The organism is Lysinibacillus sp. LK3 (assembly GCF_001043675.1).
Classification (GTDB): domain Bacteria; phylum Bacillota; class Bacilli; order Bacillales_A; family Planococcaceae; genus Lysinibacillus; species Lysinibacillus capsici.
The window spans coordinates 76,848-93,555 of the sequence record NZ_LDUJ01000021.1 but is presented as its reverse complement, the minus strand read 5'-3'; the positions used below and the strand labels follow the sequence as shown (position 1 = coordinate 93,555).

The following is a 16,708-nucleotide window of genomic DNA, read 5'->3' as shown; positions in this document are numbered from 1 at the left end:
GCTAAGTTTAAATTTTGTTTAAAAAATCATTTCTATCATAAAAAAAAATCTGCGAAGCATTTATTTCTCAAGCTTCGCAGATTTTTTTTATGATAATTTTAGTACCAGAGTGATCGGAATGGATATCCCATTCAAGATGCATGCCCTTTATCATGACATCAACAATTGACAAGCCGATTCCGGCTCCCTTTGCATTCGACTCATTTTTCATCCCTTGACCATGATCCTCAACAATAAATGCTGTATAACACGCCGTCGATTCGGTTTTCACACTTATATATTTACCACTATTCGCGTGGCGCAGTACGTTTTGGAAAATATTATCAAATACTCTCCCTAACCATAATGGATCAACACGCCATTCAACAGGTTCAAATGACTGTAGCTCAATATCGATTGTAAAACCTTCTCGCTCGAAAACTGGATACCATGTCGTTAGATGTTCCCTTACAAATCGGATAACATTGATGTCTTTCGGTTCAAATTTATATTTACTTGCCATAAGCAGTGTGTAGGACATCAAATTTTCAATTAAAGCATCAATATTCACTATGGATGTGTCCATAGCCTTTAATGCCTGCTTCCCTTCCTCAGATAACGCTTCTTTGCTAATTGTATAGGATTGAGCTCTTACCTTTGTTAAAGGTGTCCGTAAATCATGTGATAAATTAGCAATCAGTTCACGTCTTAGCTGTTCTTCCTTCTGTTGACGTTGTTTACTGTCTCGCAGTTCACAAACCATTCTGTTAAAACTATGCTCCAATTGCCCAATCTCATCTCGTTTTTTCACCTGAATTTCAATAGGTAGACCATCTACATCACGTATTTCCATCGCCTCTTGCAGATGTAAGAGTCTTTTTCGAATTCCCTTGAAAAATAAAAGCGAAACTATAATAAAAAATAAAATAACTGCAATAACACCAAAAAATAAAAAGTTACCATAGTTATCATAGACCTTTATAAGTGGAGGATTAAATGCTACCCTTGGAATCTCTAATACAATAAAGCCATTTGATATATCATCACCTAAGAAGGCAATAACAGTAAATGGATCATCTCCATAACGTTCTTTTATAAATTGAGTTGTATAGGCTGGTGTCCACTTTGCTGGTAACAGATCCTTCACATTCCATGTAGTCAGTAAGTTCCCCTCTTCACTTACCCAAAACATAGAAGCCGTAGGAAATTGCTCTTGCCACTTTTGAAATAACTGCGTAATCGCATCATCTGTTGCATTGGTCATATTTTTAGCCTGTGCATGCCATTGCTCTTCAATATCACTTTCTACAAGTACTCCACTTGAAAAATCTCCTGTCCCTGTCTTTGTAATGCCTAATACGAAAATAGCAACACCCAGATAGGAGATTTGCACAATAGATATGGCTAATATAATAATGAGCATATATTTCGCTAATAATGATCGAAAAAATTTCATTGTTTCACCCTATAGCCAATGCCTCGGATTGTTTCAATAATCATAGGCTTTGCAGGATTGATTTCTATTTTTTCTCTTAAGTAACGAATATGCACCATGAGTGTTTTATCACCTTCTATATAGCTCTCACCCCAAACACCCTCATAGAGTTGTTCCTTCGTTAAAATTTGATTTAAATGACGAATAAAATATTGTAATAAATAAAATTGTTTTCCTGTCAAAAGAATTTCTTCTTCATCAATCGTATTGATTATTTGCATATCTTTCGTATCAATTTTAAGGTGCTGCAATGTCAGTACATCATCACTTTTTTGATATCTTCTTAATAATACTTCCAGTCTTGCTACGAGCTCATCAGGGTGAAATGGCTTTGTTAGGTAATCATCAGCAAAATGCAGCCCTTCAATTTTATCTTCAATAGCTGTTCGTGCTGATAACATTAGAATTGGCAGGTCTTTATTTTCCCGTTTAATTCTTTTACCTATGGAGAAACCGTCCAATCCAGGTAGCATCACATCCAATATAGCAATATCTTTTGAGTTAATATGTTGCTCAAGCCCTTCCCCTGATTCCAGCCATGTCACGTCATAACCTCGTTCAGTTAATTCCTTGCTTACCCATTGTCCGATTTCTTTTTCATCTTCTATGTACAATATACGAATCAATGTTCATCCTCCTTGATACATTTAACTAAAATTAGAAATTTATAATTTCCATACATGGTTATTATAGGGGAACTGTTATTTATTTTCTTAGGAAATTCAAAAACGTTGATTTATTGAAAAAAGCAACTAATAAAAGTTGCTCTTTGATAGTATACGTTGCTACTTTATCAACTGCTTCAAATTCATTTAGAAAGGTGTAGGGAATCGGTATTACAAGGCAAGCCCCAAAGCATGCAAGAATCATATACTCCTAAGTTGAATTATTTTTTCATCGACGTTGCTCGCTTCACATTTAGGTGCTCGAAAAAAGAAACTTTACTTCTTTTTTCTTTGATAAATATGCTAACATGGCCCTAACTATATTAAAAATATTAGAGAAATATAATTTACTTAGGTTTTACCTATAATAGAGGGGGTGTTTATGTTTGGATATAAGACAACTACGCTATTTTATAGCGATTGTGGAGGAAAAAAAGATTTCTGCTGCGGCTGAAAGGTTACATATTTCTCAACCACCATTAAGTCAGCATTTAAAAACGATGGAGGAAGAACTCGGTTCAAAGTTGGTAGAAAGGAGCGGCAAGTATTTTGAAGTAACTGAAGCGGGAAAGACATTATATAAATATGCGTTGCAGGTTGCACAATTAATGGAAGAGGCAGAAGCAGAGGTTAAGGATATTGGATTAGGCCTTCATGGTCGATTGACATTGGGCATTAATACATTTTCAGTAATTGAGCTACCTCAATTACTACAACAATTTCAACAATATTATCCAAAGGTGACTTATAAAATTCAACAAAACGAATCTTCTTATCTATGTAAATTAGTAAGGGACCGTATTGTAGAACTTGCCATCATTCGCTTACCTTTAGAATTAGATGATTTCTCTGTTCTTCATATGTACACTGAACCATTTTACTTTATACAATCCAAAAAATTCGACTTCTTAGAACACAATGTATCTTTAGCTGACATACAAAATTGGCCAATCCTTTTACCAAGCACTGAAGGCTTAGGCGTACATTATTCGATATTAGAAGCATTTTCTCGCTTCCAGTTGCAGTCCCACATTGTTGGAGAATGCTCAGATACGGCACTGTTAATGAACTTGATCGCTGCTGGCTTTAGCTCCTCTATCGTACCTGAAACTATTTTAAAACAATATGGAGATTTACCACTTCATGCATACAAAATTCCATCAGCAGAATTATCCACCTCAGTAGGACTCGTATGGCTGAAGAATCATTATTTATCTAAAGCCGCTCAAAACTTTGTGGATTTAATGAGGAAATATTATTGTTAACGATTAATAAAAAAGAGAACAAATTAGAAACGTTAGTTTGCTCTCTTTTTGAACAGTTATTGAATAATCAGCATATCATTCTCATCAAACTGCCACATGTCGCCATAGGCAACTTCCCAATAGTAGCCATTTGGATCTTGAAAATATCCACTATAGCCACCCCAAAATACAGTTACGGGCTCCTTAATAATTTCTGCACCCGCCTTTTTTGCTAATGCAAAGACTCGATCTACTTCTTCTTTTGATTTACCATTATAGGCAAGCGTGATTCCACCAAAGCCTTGGCTAATTTCTGGTGGATTGGATTCATTAATATCTTTGACTAAACGTTCAATTGGAAATAACGATATTTTTGTTCCTCCATTATTAAAGAACATGACATCGGGATTCGTCTCCTCTCCGTATACCACCACTTCAAAACCCAGTCCCTCTCGATAAAAATTTAGAGATTCCACCATATCTTTAACACCTAATGTAATTAAATTTAAACGATTCATCTTCAAAATCCCCTTTTTAAAGTATTACTACTTTAATTCTCTACCGAACGTATATTTCCTTTTATTACCGCAAGATAAATATTTGTTTAATTGTCTCCAAAGCCTTTTGTAGACTACTCGATATTTTTACTAGTAGTTAAGACCAATCAGGTGTAATCGTTCATCATCAATAAATATTTTTACTCCTCTAATCATTGCCAGCTCACAAAAGTTACCTCTACGTTTCTATGACACAAAAAAGTACGTACTTTTTTTGAGAGTTTATTAGCAGCATAATGAGTAAGCAATCCAATAATCACAAAACATGGAGGACTAAAAATGATTACTCATTTACAAGATACAATCACTTTAAATAATGGCCTACAAATGCCTGGTATGGGTTTAGGGGTTTTTCAAGTAGAAAATGACGCTACTGCAGAAATGGTTAAAAATGCTATCGAGGTTGGTTATCGAAGCATCGATACTGCTGCTATTTATGGCAATGAAGCAGGTGTAGGAGAAGGTATTAAACAAGCTCTAGCATCTACTGGCTTACGTCGTGAAGATTTATTTATCACATCTAAAGTATGGAACGATGGTTTAAGCTATGATGAAACAATTGCTGCATATGAAGAGAGCCTAAAAAAATTAGGATTAGATTATTTAGACCTTTATCTAATTCATTGGCCTGGTAAAGATAAATATGCTGAATCGTGGAAAGCACTTGAAGACTTATATGAACAAGGCAAGATCAAAGCAATCGGTGTATGTAACTTTACTGTGGCACACTTGGATAACTTATTATCATTTGCTCATATTAAACCTGTTGTGAACCAAGTGGAATTCCACCCACGCTTACAACAAGTGGAGCTTCGTTCATTCTGTGACAAGCACCAAATTCAACTTGAAGCATGGGCACCTTTAATGCAAGGTGGACTTCTTGAAGATGAAACAATTTCAAAAATCGCAACAAAATACGGAAAATCAAATGCTCAGGTTATTTTACGCTGGGATGTACAAAATGGAGTGATTACAATTCCAAAATCAGTACGTAGAGAGCGTATGATGCAAAACGCTGATATCTTTGACTTTACTTTAACAGACGAAGAAATGGCATTAATCAATGAGATGAATCGTGAACAACGTGTTGGACCAAATCCAGATGAATTTGACTTTGCTCTATAAGCATTAAAAAGAGGAAAGAGACTGTCTTGTATATGACAGTCTCTTTCTCCCCTCATTATGATGTTTGCTGCATGGCAATATCATCATCACGTTGTTTTAACAGTACATCTTCACCTTTATCCTGTAATAATTCAACATGTTTTTCACCCCACGTACAAAGCATGTTCAGAATTGGTTCCATTCCTTGTCCATAGGCTGTTAATGAATATTCAACTTTTGGTGGTACTTGATTGAAGACCTTTCGATTGATTAACCCAGCCTGCTCCAGTTCCCTTAATTGGTTTGTGAGCATTTTTTGTGAAATACCTGGGATCAATCGTCGAAATTCGTTTGTTCGAATTTTACCATGGTGGTTTAAATGACAAAGAATAACTGGTTTCCATTTACCACCAATAACTTCTAGTGTAGCTTCAACACCAATATTATAAACTTTTTGCATCGTAAACCTCCTGTAATATCCAAAAGTAACTAAAAGTACTCTACATATCTTTTTGGTATGTATGAATATTACTACACATAATAAAAAAAATCAAAGGAGATAGTAGTAAAATGTCAAAATCAAAAAAGCCAAATGCTAAACTTACCTTACTAGCACTTGCTATCAGTGCATTTGGTATAGGGTCCACTGAATTTATCAGTGTGGGACTTTTACCATTAATTACAGATGACTTTGGTATTTCTCTTAGCACAGCTGGCTTAACCGTTTCTATATATGCACTAGGGGTAACTGTTGGGGCTCCCTTACTAACAGCTTTAACATCCCGCCTTAGTCGAAAAACCGTATTATTGCTTGTCATGTCCATTTTTATAGTGGGTAACCTAGCAGTCGCTTTAGCTCCTAATTTCGCATTACTATTAATCGGACGTATTATTTCAGCATTAGCACATGGTGTGTTTATGTCCATCGCTTCTGTTATAGCAGCAGATGTAGTGGAACCAAATAAACGAGCAAGTGCTATCGCCTTTATGTTTACTGGCTTAACATTAGCTACTGTAACAGGTGTCCCACTCGGTACATTTATTGGACAAGTAACAGATTGGCGTATGTCATTCGTTTTTATTGTTGTCATTGGAATTGTCGGTTTAATTAGTAATGCATTTTTAGTACCTAGCCAATTATCGAAAGGCAATCCCATCTCTATCCGTGATATTGGCAAAGTATTAGGCAATATTCGAATGATCTTAATACTATTCATTACCGCAATTGGATACGGCGGTGCTTTTGTTGTCTACACATATGTTTCACCTATTTTAGAGCAATATATGGGGTATTCTCCACATACAGTCGTCATTATTCTAGTTGTCTATGGTATTTGTGTAGCTATCGGTAATACTCTTGGAGGTCATTTTGCTAATCATAATCCACTACGTTCCATCTTTATTATTTTTGTTGGACTTGCATTGGCATTGCTTGGCATTGGCTTTACTCTTGAATCACCTATTATGGGATTAATAATGGTGCTGACAATGGGATTGTTCATGTTTATGAATGTCCCAGGATTGCAGCTATATGCTGTTCTACTATCTGAAAAATATATACCATCAGCAATTTCAATGGCCTCAGCATTGAATATTTCTGCTTTCAATATTGGCATATTTTTAGGATCATATATCGGAGGCTTTATTATTCGCCACCAATCGTTGGCGCATACGCCTATATACGGATTCCTGATGGTTATGCTAGCAGCAATTGTTACACTTTTATGGTTACTTTTCGATAACAAAAAACAATAACTCTCTGAATTTCATTTTGTATAAAAAAGTAGTAGAGAATGTGTATTGTTTGTTGATATGTAGTATCCTATAATTTACTTGAACCAAACGAGAATGATTATCATTCTAATTTAAGGGAATACCCTTACTGTTTTAGTAAATCTATAGGAGTGAATAAAATGCGTAGAGGTCGATATTTTTCATTTGTAGTTTTCTTTGCACTTATATTCGTATTAAGTGCCTGTGGCTCAAATGAAGTAAAAGAGGATACAGCTACAGAAGAACAATCATCTAAAGATACAAGAATTGTAGAAGACGAGTTTGGAAAAGTAGAAATTCCTACAAATCCACAGCGTGTAGCTGCTATCTATTTGGAAGACTATTTAACTGCTTTGGATGTAAAACCCGTTGTGCAATGGTATCACCCATCTTGGGGAAAACAGGACTATTTAGGATTAGATGTTCCTGAGTTCGACATTACTGGTAGCATGGAAACATTATTACAAGCCAAGCCTGATTTAATCATTGTAGATGGTGCCGCAGACAAGGCAAAGTATGATGAATACTCAAAGGTAGCGCCTACTTACCGCTTGAAAGAAGATATTCTACAAGATCCACGTAAAATTGTAGAAACAATAGCTGATGTTTTAAATATTCCTGATAAAGCAAAAGAAATGGTTGATCGATATGAGCAACGTGTTTCCGATTTAAAAGCAAAACTAGATGAATCAATCGGAGACGAAACAGTTGCTGTTGTACGACTAAATGTAGCAGATAATACATTAGCGTTATTTGGCATTAAAAATCGCTACTCTGGCTATATTTACACAGAGGCAGGCTTAACACCACATCCATTAGCCCGTGATATGACAGAGTTTCACGAGGTTTTATCAGAAGAGGCTATCACGGAATTAGATGCGGATCATATCATCCTTTTCCCTTCAAACGGAACATGGGAGTCTAAAGAAAACCAAGAAGCCATTAAATGGTTAGATAGTACACTATGGAAAACACTCCCTGCTGTAAAAAATGGGCATGTTTATATTGCTGATCGCACATATTGGCAATCTGGCGCAATCACAGCCAACTTGCTAAAGTATGATGATTTAGAGAAATGGTTCGTCAAATAATTTTCCAAAGAAAGCTCTTAATGAGGGCTTTCTTTGTGTTGTTCTGCCAATTCAAAAAAAGGGGGGAATTATCAATGGGTAACTTAACACATGTTTATACGTTACAAAATATCTCTTATTCAATTCAATCATCAAAAAAGTTATTGATTAGTAGTGATTTCTATACACTTTTTATCTTAATGAATGGTAGCGGAAAGCTAGCCATAGATCATGACACCATTCATTTTAGTGAAGAAAAGTGCATATTGATTCCGCCAAATAACACGGTTAGTATCCATATTCAAAGTAAGCACCTTTGTTTTTATCAATTACAATTCAACATTGTCAATCTCAGCAATAGTCAAAATTCATATAGTCATTTTACAAGTATCAGCGAACGACATCTTCTCCCCTTTTCACAATGTCATAGACTGCTAGAAGTAATCTATCAGAACCGGTTAGCGGAGGATGATCACACGATTTTTGAACAGCATGTACACTTTCAAGAGCTGATGTTATTACTCTTACATCAAACCATACCCAAGCAGATGCAAAAAAATGATCGACAATCTGTTGAGCAGTCCATTAACCATTTACATAAACATTTTGAAAAAGAGTGGACGGTTGAGCAGCTAGCACAGCTAGCTGACGTACCAAGATGGAATTATACGCGCATTTTTAAAGATATTACGGGACAAATTCCTCTTCACTATTTAACTAAACTTCGTATTGAAAAAGCTAAGCAATTATTAATGACAACAAATGATCGAGTATTTGAAATTAGCCAGTCTGTCGGATTTAATAATGAGTATTATTTCAATCGTCGTTTTAAAGAACATATTGGCATCTCTCCAGGACAATATCGAAGAAATCAAAGCAGCCATATACGTGTATTTGCACCATTCTTAGAAGATTTCTTTGTTGCGCTTGGGATTACGCCAATTGCTCAATTCAGTCATTCAAAATGGGGGAAACAAGACTATTTAGGTCTACAGAAAGTGCCAGATATCGATGTACAAAATAGAGAAATGGATCGACTCTTTTACTATAAGCCAACTTTAATTATGTTAGATTCTGGTGTAGAGCGTTGGGAATCCTTTCAGCACTTAGATGAAGTAGCCCCCGTCTGCCATCTTTCACACCCTGGAGAGAATTGGCAATCTACTTTATTTAAAATTGCAGATCTAACAGGAAAAACCTCCTTGATGCAAGACGTAATCCTACAATATGAAGATAAAGTACAACAAGCAAAAGGAATTCTTAGCAAATCTGTTTATGGGCAAAGTGTAGCATTTCTCCGTATTTCAGCCATTGGCATTACTCTATACGCGGGTCCTGAATGTGGCTATACGGGCCCCATTTTATATCGTGACTTAGGTTTAATGCCACATTCACTAGTATGGAGTATTCCGCACAATCAACGTAAAGCACAACTGACATTTGCTCAATTGTTGCAATTAGATGCTGATCATTTATTTATTACCTTTGATAAACAACATTCCATTTATGAAAATGAGGAACGTGCTATTTTAAAAACTCCTACTTGGAAAAACCTAGCTGCCGTTAAAAGCAACTGTGTCTATGAAGTAGACTTTTTAACATGGATGAATTATGGCATTTTATCACATAGTAAAAAAATTGATGATGTCTTGAATGTACTTGGCTAAAAGGAAGCTTACTTTAGCTTCCTTTTTCAATGATTAGGACAAACATTGCACTGCTAATAACACCGAAAGCCGTTTTGCTACATAAGATAGGATATCAGTTATAGGATAGGAGGAATGACCTTGTATTACAATCCTTATCCGTATTTTGTGCATCCCTATCATTATCCAACATCGCCTATCGCTAATCATTTTGCCATTAGACCCTTTTCGCAACATCTAGCAATGCCGACCAATAATCCTTTTCCACCTGTCGATACACACAAATTAAAAGCTTCAGCATCACGGATAAAGGCGATGATGCAGCAAGCCCAATTACTTACGGATAAAATAGATAGCTCCCAACAATTCGCACATGATTTAATGAATGCTGCTCAACTTTCAAATAAAACAGAGGTTGAAAAATTAATCACATCAACAGGCATTACGATGAAATTTGAAACAAACTATACACCAGACAGTTTTAGAATACGTCTTATTGATAATGATTGTTGTGGAGTCACCTTAAATTTGAATTGGTGAAAATTCCTAGTGAACTTGTAAACTATAAAAAACTATGCTAAAGTGTTTGTATTGTTATTTCTGAAAATTCTTATATTACTTTTCTTATCAAGAGAGACGGAGGGATTGGCCCGATGAAGTCTCAGCAACCAGCTAACAGTATGGTGCTAATTCCAATTGGCAAAATGATCAGCCTTGAAGATGAGAAGAAGAACTACCGTTGTTGCAGCAGGAGTCCTCTTCTATTAGGGGACTCCTTTTTATTTACAACTATTTTTACAGAAAGCAGGGAAATCAATGTCTAATGAACTTTTACAAGCATTGCAATTATTAAAATCGAAACAGTGGGTTGACTTAACACATACATTCGGCCCTAATTCACCACATTTTTTTATGTTTGAGGACGCTAAATTTGAAACGTTATTTTCTCATAAGGACGGTTTCTTCGCTCAACAATTCACGTTCCCTGGTCAATATGGCACACATATCGACCCACCCATTCATTTTGTGCGAGATACTCGCTACTTAGAAGAATTAGAACTAAAAGAGCTTGTTCTTCCCCTTGTTGTTATTGATAAATCACAAGAGGCTGCGAGCAACCATGATTTTTCATTAAGTGTTGAAGATATTCTTGATTTTGAGGACAAGCATGGAGAAATTGAAGCAGGAACATTTGTAGCATTACGCACAGATTGGAGTAAGCGCTGGCCAGATAAAGAGGCTTTCAGTAATAAGGATGCAGATGGACATAACCATATCCCTGGCTGGGGTTTAGAAGCTTTACAGTTTTTACTAAAAGAACGCAAGGTAAGCGCAATTGGTCATGAAACTTTCGATACGGACTCTGCTGCTGATTTTCGTAAAAATGGCAAGCTAGATGGCGAATATTTTGTGCTTGACCAAGACACCTATCAAATTGAGCTAATGACGAATTTGGACAAGCTACCTGCGAAAGGCGCTATCATCTTCAATATCGTACCTAAGCCAGAAAAAGCATCTGGCTTCCCTGTGCGCTCATTTGCTATTTTGCCATAACATAAAAGTCGGTATAGCGTATACCGACTTTTATGTTTGTCCATTTCTTTTTTTGAATAAAAAGTAAGCAATGAGCATCCCTACAATAAATAAAAGGATAAGATAGATACTATAATGAGTCAGATAGTATCCAACAAATCGCCATTTCTCTCCAAGCATCTTTCCTAATGATATAAATGTGAACGTCCAGATAAATGCCCCTGTATAGGCAAAAAGCGCAAACTTTCTATAAGGATAATTATTAATAGCCGCAATATATGCTGTCAAATGGCGTACCCCGGGGATAAAATAGCCAATTAATAATAGGGTAGGTCCTATTTTTGTAAACATCTTTTTCGTAAAGTCAATTTTTTGCTCTGTAATATGAATTTTAGGGCCATATTTCTGCAATAACGGTAAGCCAAAACGATAACCAATATAATAGCTTAAGGTAATGCCTCCAACCGCACCAATCATTGCACTGACTAAAGCAGGAATATGTTCAAGACTTTCTCGGTAAACACTATAGCCTACATAAGTTAGAAACACCTCATCAGGAAGTGGCACCCCTACAATACCTCCAATTAGAATCACGATAATTCCAAAGTATCCGTAATGTTCAATTAGAGACTGCACGTGATGTGCCATAAATCATCCCACCTAAAATTTATTAAAATCTACCTGCTATATATAGTGTAGCCTCAGCGCTCTAAATGACTTGAAGCTGACGTAAAGCAAAATTGATACCGCCATCTGTAGATGTCTTTGTAACAAAATTCGCAACACTTTTTAGAGCTTTACTACCATTTCCCATGGCAATTCCTACTCCTACATATTCCAACATGTCAACATCATTATCCCCATCCCCAAAGGCAATCGCATTCTTAGGGTCAATATTGAAATGATCAAGCACCGCTTTAATAGCTATAGACTTCGAAACATCCTGCTGTAATACATTCACAATATAAGGATGCCAACGCTGTAAAAATATATTCGAAAACTGGCTAGTATATCTTTTTTCAGCCAGCTCATCCGCATATAGACACATGAGAAAAACCTCTTCATCTACAATTTTTTCATTTATAAGTGGAAAATCCCGTAAAGATAAAGTTTCTTGCATCGCTCTTAAAGCTACTGGACTTTGTATGCTATTCATGGATAGCTGCTCTGTAAAAAATGTTAGGCTATGCTGCTGTTCCTGTGCAAATGCCTGTACATTGCGGACAATTTCTTTGGCAATCGGAGTTTTATGTATGACAAGATCCTTATGTTTCACATAGGCCCCATTTGCAGTAATAAAGGTTTCAATCCCCAGCGCTTTTAACTCATAGCACATAGATAAGGGTCTTCCAGTAGCCGCTACAAGATGGATTCCTTTTTCTTGCAATAGCTGAATAGCTTGTTTTGTACTTTCTTCCACACAGCCATCCTCGTAATTAATCAATGTGCCGTCTACATCAAAAAACACGATATTATACTTCATTTTGAGCACCTCCTTTATAGTCATTTAGAACCATTTATAATTTTTCTCCCATGAAACATGTGAAAGTATTTTGACAAACTTTAAGCAAACTATATAACTTCCTTTTGCACCACCGATAAAAACTATTACAAGCGTATTTATAATAATATTTAACTAAAAATTCCTTGAATATTTTTATTTAATAATTCTAAAGGAGTATACCAAAGAACACAAAATTGTTAAAATAAAAGATAATATCTTAAATACATTGAACGATAAAATCTTACGTATAAATAGAACAAAAGAAATAAAATTTTAGTGCACGCAAAGGAGTTGATTCTTATGGCATTTAACATTTACTACTATGAAAGTAGTGTGGATTGTAAATTTTGCAAAAAGCAGTTTACAACTTATAAAGTTCGCCCTAATCGATATAAAATTATCGAAGAACAGACGGATTTCATGCCTGTTTACGATGGCCTAAACCCTTTGCTATATGAAGTTGCCGTATGTCCACATTGTGGTTATGCCTACCATAAATCTATGACACGGACATATGGACCTTTCATGCTACTCATTGATGAACTATACATTAAAGAGCTCCAGAAACCTATGGATATCTGTCAGGAACGTACAATTGATGATGCCATTATCAGTTTTAAGCTCGCCTATTTAGTATCCCGTGCATCAATGGAAGAATCTCTTTTAATGGCGAATTTCGCTTTAAAAATTGCTTGGCTCTATCGATTAAAAAAGGACGAAGAATCCGAAAAGCGTTATCTTTTTGCAGCTAGAGACTTTTATAGTAAATCCTTTGCCTCTAATCAAGAAGGTGGAGAGAGAATTCAGTTTTTACATGCTGAATTAAGCCTTCGACTTGGTGATATTCCTGAAGCAAAAAAAGGATTTTCACGCTTAATCGCTGATCGAAATGTTTCGCCAAAATATCGCAAGCTTGCACGCAATCGTTGGGAAAATTATAAATATGACGAACAACCCATAACAATTAATGAAATCATTAATTAATGGGACGAGGAGATGATTAATTATGTTGCTATTTCAAAAGAAAATTGATGTGAGAGAAGAGGATATATTTTCAGAGCTACATCATTTTTTATTAAGAAAAAATAATCGCTACCTAACAAACGAAGAAGTTGTCGCTCTAACAGGCGTATCATCTGAGCTGCTTTACAAATGGGTAAAAGCAGGAAAATTAAAGAACTCCATTTTTCCTAATTTAGGGGCTCCATGCGAACGATGTGGACAGATTACGCAAGCTAAAATTTGCGTGAGCTGCTCTTCCTCCATTGTTGGGACATTAAAACAAGAAGAAAAGGATCGTGCATGGTTTAACCAAATTCAACGTAACCATGTAAGAGCAAGTACGTATCACTATAAATAGCATTCCAACATCTCCATCAATTGGAGGTGTTTTTCTTTTTTACATACTAAATTTAAACTAATTTTAAACAAATTCTTCCTAAACTTTAAACTTGCCTTTCTATAATTAGTATCAATATAAAGTGAAGGGCTGATAATTAATGAGGAAAGCTAGGAAACATAAGGTTTTATTAAGTTTTGCACTGGCAAGTTTAATGACAGTAAGTGGAGTAGTAAATGTCTCTGCTGCTGTCCCTGTAAATGAGCAGATTATTAAAAACGATTCTGCTGTCAAACAAGCTAGGACTTCTAATGAAACATTACTTGATTGGAAAAAATGGGCGAATGACCATGCATACAGCCTGTCATCCATCCAGCCTGAAACGTTTGACGGACAAAAAATTCCCGCTAACAAATTTGACGATTTAGAGATGCTAAAACCTTTATTACATGATAAACGTATTGTCTTTTTAGGGGAAAGCTCTCATGGAGTGGCGCAATTCAATCTAGCGAAAACACGTTTAATACAATTTTTACATCAAGATATGGGCTATAATGTCCTTGCCTTTGAAAGTGGTATGGGTAATGTGATGAATGCTCAAGGACAAATTGATAAACAAGCAGCTCTACAAACAATGAAGGATGCCATTTTCGGCGTTTGGTGGACAAAAGAAACTTTGCCTCTGTTTGACTATGCAAAATCGACTCAAGCAACAGAGCAACCTCTTGTACTTACTGGCTTCGATATTCAACAACAAGGAGCATTTACGAACGGAGATTGGCTGCAAAACCCTAAGTTGGCTCAGCAATTCAATGAAGCTGAGAAGCAACTTGCTGAATGGAGCTCGGGAAAAGATTTGAAGGGCTATCAAAAAGTAAAAGCTACTATAATTGATGTATATAAACAGGTAAAATCACAAATACAATTCAAAGAAAAAGAGCTACAGGCAGCTTATCCAAAAGAGCCTCATATTGTAAAACTAATGGATCGCACTCTAGCAGATCGTATTCGACTAGCAGACGAATATATAGAGTTAACAATTCAGTCCAATATCGACATTGAACAAAATAATATAGAATCATTTTTGCAAACTATGGAATGGCGAGATCAAGCGATGATGGAGAACTTACTTTGGTTAGCTGAAGAGGTGTACCCTACAGAAAAGTTTATTGTATGGGCTCATAACGATCATATTCGTAAAGCACAATCGGATGTAATGGGATCTCCTTACCCAGTTAAATTAATGGGGGAACGTTTACCTGATATCTATAAGAAATATAGCTATGTATTAGGTCTATACATGACTAGTGGAGAGACAGCTAATAATATGGGAGAACCTATGCCTGTTTTACCTCCTGTCAAAGGATCTATTGAAGATATTCTGTCTTCAACAAATAAACCTTACACATTCATCGATTTACGCAATCGACAAAATGAACGAGGCAACTCATGGATGTTTGAACCACGCTTATCCTATAGTTGGGGAATGATACAGGAAAGTCTTGTTCCGCGCGACCAATACGATGGTATACTTTTAATAGATCAGGTGAATAAACCAACTTATATCAAATAATCTCTCTTATTAAACAATAGCAAACTAGATTACCTAGTTTGCTATTATTTTAAGTATCCATCGATATAGTATCCCATTCTTCGTCTTGATATCCAATCATCCAAAATAAGCCTCTCCGTCTTTCCATCACAACACTTTCATTTAATGCTAAAGGAGCTTCTTGTCCATTGATGCGGCTATCTACACAAGCCCAATGTAATCTGTAAATTTTATCCGCCTCATCCACTATATCTTCCTTACTGCGCAGTACCGTTTGACCATAAAATTGCTCAAATGTCTCGCAACGAGAAACTACTTGAATTGCATATTCACAATCACATACATCGTCAGGGAAATTTAGCTCTTCCACAAGTCCCAATGCCCAAATAATTGTCCAATAGGCTTCATATTGCCATGATATATTGACCGCTTCTTGAGCACCAGGATGCTGAGCCTCAAGAAAGAATTTTTCATGCTCCGTTAAAAATTCATGCACCTCATATGTGTGTAGCATATTGGTAAAGAACTCTCTAGACTCCTCAATATCACCCTTCTGTGCTACATCACAAGCGAATTGAATAACAATCAACAGGGCAACCGCTCTTCTTGCAATATCCTCTTGGCTTTTAAATTGAAGATTTTCTACTGGTGGTAGCTGAGGAAGCGATGCCGCATAAGGTATGTCCTTCTCTTTTAAAAAGGCTATCGTTCTAATTTTTCGTGCCTCTCCCTGTGCTGATGTGACCTCTTGTGCATGTATCTTTCTTGTACAAGCATGTGGTTGAAAATCAGATGGACCTGATTCTCCATTAGGATAAACAATAACCATACCGTTCTGATCCAGCAAAGTACCATCTGATAGGAAACCAATCCCCCCTATGCTTGCTAGTAATTTTATAAATTGCTGCATATGGTCTTCTGTCATCTCTTTGTTCATTTCGATTGCAACGACAGTATTGAGCACTGATATTTGAATCATTATGCGTTCTTTTAGCTGTTCATCTTTAAATGGAATTTTATCGTAAAAGCCCATCATCCCAGGTATATTTTTTACAAAATAATCAGGGTGCGTATCTTCAGTTAAAATATTTATGGAGCATCTATATTTATTAAATAAACCTCTTGATTTTAATAAATATTCGTTTTCAACTTTTTCAATAATGAAGCTTTTTGCCAATACATCGGATAGTTTATCCTGAATATCATCTGTATCATTTTTGGAAGCGAATATCGTAAAATGGTTCAAT

Annotated in this window: 17 protein-coding genes and 1 riboswitch; of the genes, 10 read left to right on the top strand and 7 right to left on the bottom strand. The window is 35.9% G+C overall.

Annotation, left to right across the window (positions count from 1 at the left end; genetic code table 11):
* Positions 1 to 67 precede the first annotated feature (67 nt).
* Entirely contained in the window at positions 68 to 1,435 is a 1,368-nt protein-coding gene (locus VK91_RS15440; RefSeq protein WP_048394041.1) for a sensor histidine kinase KdpD, read from the bottom strand.
* Entirely contained in the window at positions 1,432 to 2,100 is a 669-nt protein-coding gene (locus tag VK91_RS15435) for a response regulator transcription factor (RefSeq protein WP_048394040.1), read from the bottom strand. Before VK91_RS15435 ends, VK91_RS15440 begins: the two co-directional genes overlap by 4 nt.
* A 425-nt stretch (positions 2,101 to 2,525) precedes the next feature.
* Between VK91_RS15435 and VK91_RS15430 the strand changes: the two genes are divergently transcribed.
* Positions 2,526 to 3,404 carry a LysR family transcriptional regulator gene (locus VK91_RS15430; RefSeq protein ID WP_048394039.1) on the top strand — a complete coding sequence of 293 codons (879 nt, stop codon included), beginning with the start codon at positions 2,526 to 2,528 and terminating at the stop codon, positions 3,402 to 3,404.
* Between the two features lie 56 nt (positions 3,405 to 3,460).
* Here VK91_RS15430 and VK91_RS15425 read toward each other — a convergent pair whose 3' ends face one another.
* Entirely contained in the window at positions 3,461 to 3,901 is a 441-nt protein-coding gene (locus VK91_RS15425; protein ID WP_048394038.1) for a VOC family protein, read from the bottom strand.
* Between the two features lie 318 nt (positions 3,902 to 4,219).
* Between VK91_RS15425 and VK91_RS15420 the strand changes: the two genes are divergently transcribed.
* Entirely contained in the window at positions 4,220 to 5,065 is an 846-nt protein-coding gene (locus VK91_RS15420) for an aldo/keto reductase (protein ID WP_016992626.1), read from the top strand.
* Positions 5,066 to 5,120: 55 nt separating this feature from the next.
* Here the strand turns inward: VK91_RS15420 and VK91_RS15415 are convergent, their stop codons facing one another.
* Complete coding sequence (locus tag VK91_RS15415) at positions 5,121 to 5,504, bottom strand: helix-turn-helix domain-containing protein (RefSeq protein ID WP_016992625.1); 384 nt, start codon at positions 5,502 to 5,504, stop codon at positions 5,121 to 5,123.
* Positions 5,505 to 5,614: 110 nt separating this feature from the next.
* Between VK91_RS15415 and VK91_RS15410 the strand changes: the two genes are divergently transcribed.
* The 5 genes from VK91_RS15410 (at position 5,615) to VK91_RS15390 (ending at position 11,087) form a co-directional block, all read left to right on the top strand.
* Positions 5,615 to 6,799, top strand: a complete 1,185-nt coding sequence (locus tag VK91_RS15410; protein WP_048394031.1) for an MFS transporter — start codon at positions 5,615 to 5,617, stop codon at positions 6,797 to 6,799.
* A gap of 158 nt (positions 6,800 to 6,957) precedes the next feature.
* Entirely contained in the window at positions 6,958 to 7,908 is a 951-nt protein-coding gene (locus VK91_RS15405) for an ABC transporter substrate-binding protein (protein ID WP_048394029.1), read from the top strand.
* A 74-nt stretch (positions 7,909 to 7,982) separates the two neighbouring features.
* Positions 7,983 to 9,554, top strand: a complete 1,572-nt coding sequence (locus VK91_RS15400) for a helix-turn-helix domain-containing protein (protein ID WP_048394028.1) — start codon at positions 7,983 to 7,985, stop codon at positions 9,552 to 9,554.
* 120 nt (positions 9,555 to 9,674) lie between these two features.
* Positions 9,675 to 10,073, top strand: coding sequence for a hypothetical protein (locus VK91_RS15395; protein WP_016993417.1), 399 nt, complete (start codon positions 9,675 to 9,677; stop codon positions 10,071 to 10,073).
* Between the two features lie 81 nt (positions 10,074 to 10,154).
* A riboswitch (SAM riboswitch) is annotated at positions 10,155 to 10,260 on the top strand.
* 89 nt (positions 10,261 to 10,349) lie between these two features.
* On the top strand, positions 10,350 to 11,087 hold the full coding sequence (locus VK91_RS15390) for a cyclase family protein (protein ID WP_048394025.1): 738 nt from the start codon (positions 10,350 to 10,352) through the stop codon (positions 11,085 to 11,087).
* Between the two features lie 30 nt (positions 11,088 to 11,117).
* On the opposite strand, the gene VK91_RS15385 is transcribed toward VK91_RS15390, so the two are convergent.
* Complete coding sequence (locus tag VK91_RS15385; RefSeq protein WP_036079620.1) at positions 11,118 to 11,714, bottom strand: DedA family protein; 597 nt, start codon at positions 11,712 to 11,714, stop codon at positions 11,118 to 11,120.
* Positions 11,715 to 11,775: 61 nt separating this feature from the next.
* Positions 11,776 to 12,549 (bottom strand): Cof-type HAD-IIB family hydrolase, encoded by a 774-nt coding sequence (locus tag VK91_RS15380; RefSeq protein ID WP_048394023.1) that lies wholly within the window; start codon positions 12,547 to 12,549, stop codon positions 11,776 to 11,778.
* Positions 12,550 to 12,870: 321 nt separating this feature from the next.
* Here VK91_RS15380 and VK91_RS15375 point away from each other — a divergent pair, with 321 nt between their 5' ends.
* The 3 genes from VK91_RS15375 (at position 12,871) to VK91_RS15365 (ending at position 15,482) form a co-directional block, all read left to right on the top strand.
* Complete coding sequence (locus tag VK91_RS15375) at positions 12,871 to 13,554, top strand: DUF2225 domain-containing protein (protein WP_016993422.1); 684 nt, start codon at positions 12,871 to 12,873, stop codon at positions 13,552 to 13,554.
* Positions 13,555 to 13,576: 22 nt separating this feature from the next.
* The gene (locus tag VK91_RS15370; protein ID WP_016993423.1) at positions 13,577 to 13,930 is read left to right on the top strand and encodes a hypothetical protein; all 354 of its coding nucleotides are present in this window, start codon (positions 13,577 to 13,579) and stop codon (positions 13,928 to 13,930) included.
* Positions 13,931 to 14,069: 139 nt separating this feature from the next.
* Positions 14,070 to 15,482 (top strand): erythromycin esterase family protein, encoded by a 1,413-nt coding sequence (locus VK91_RS15365; protein WP_048394022.1) that lies wholly within the window; start codon positions 14,070 to 14,072, stop codon positions 15,480 to 15,482.
* Positions 15,483 to 15,531: 49 nt separating this feature from the next.
* Here the strand turns inward: VK91_RS15365 and VK91_RS15360 are convergent, their stop codons facing one another.
* A complete protein-coding gene (locus VK91_RS15360; RefSeq protein WP_048394020.1) occupies positions 15,532 to 16,707 on the bottom strand; it encodes a DUF4272 domain-containing protein in 1,176 nt (391 codons plus the stop codon).
* Position 16,708: the final 1 nt, after the last annotated feature.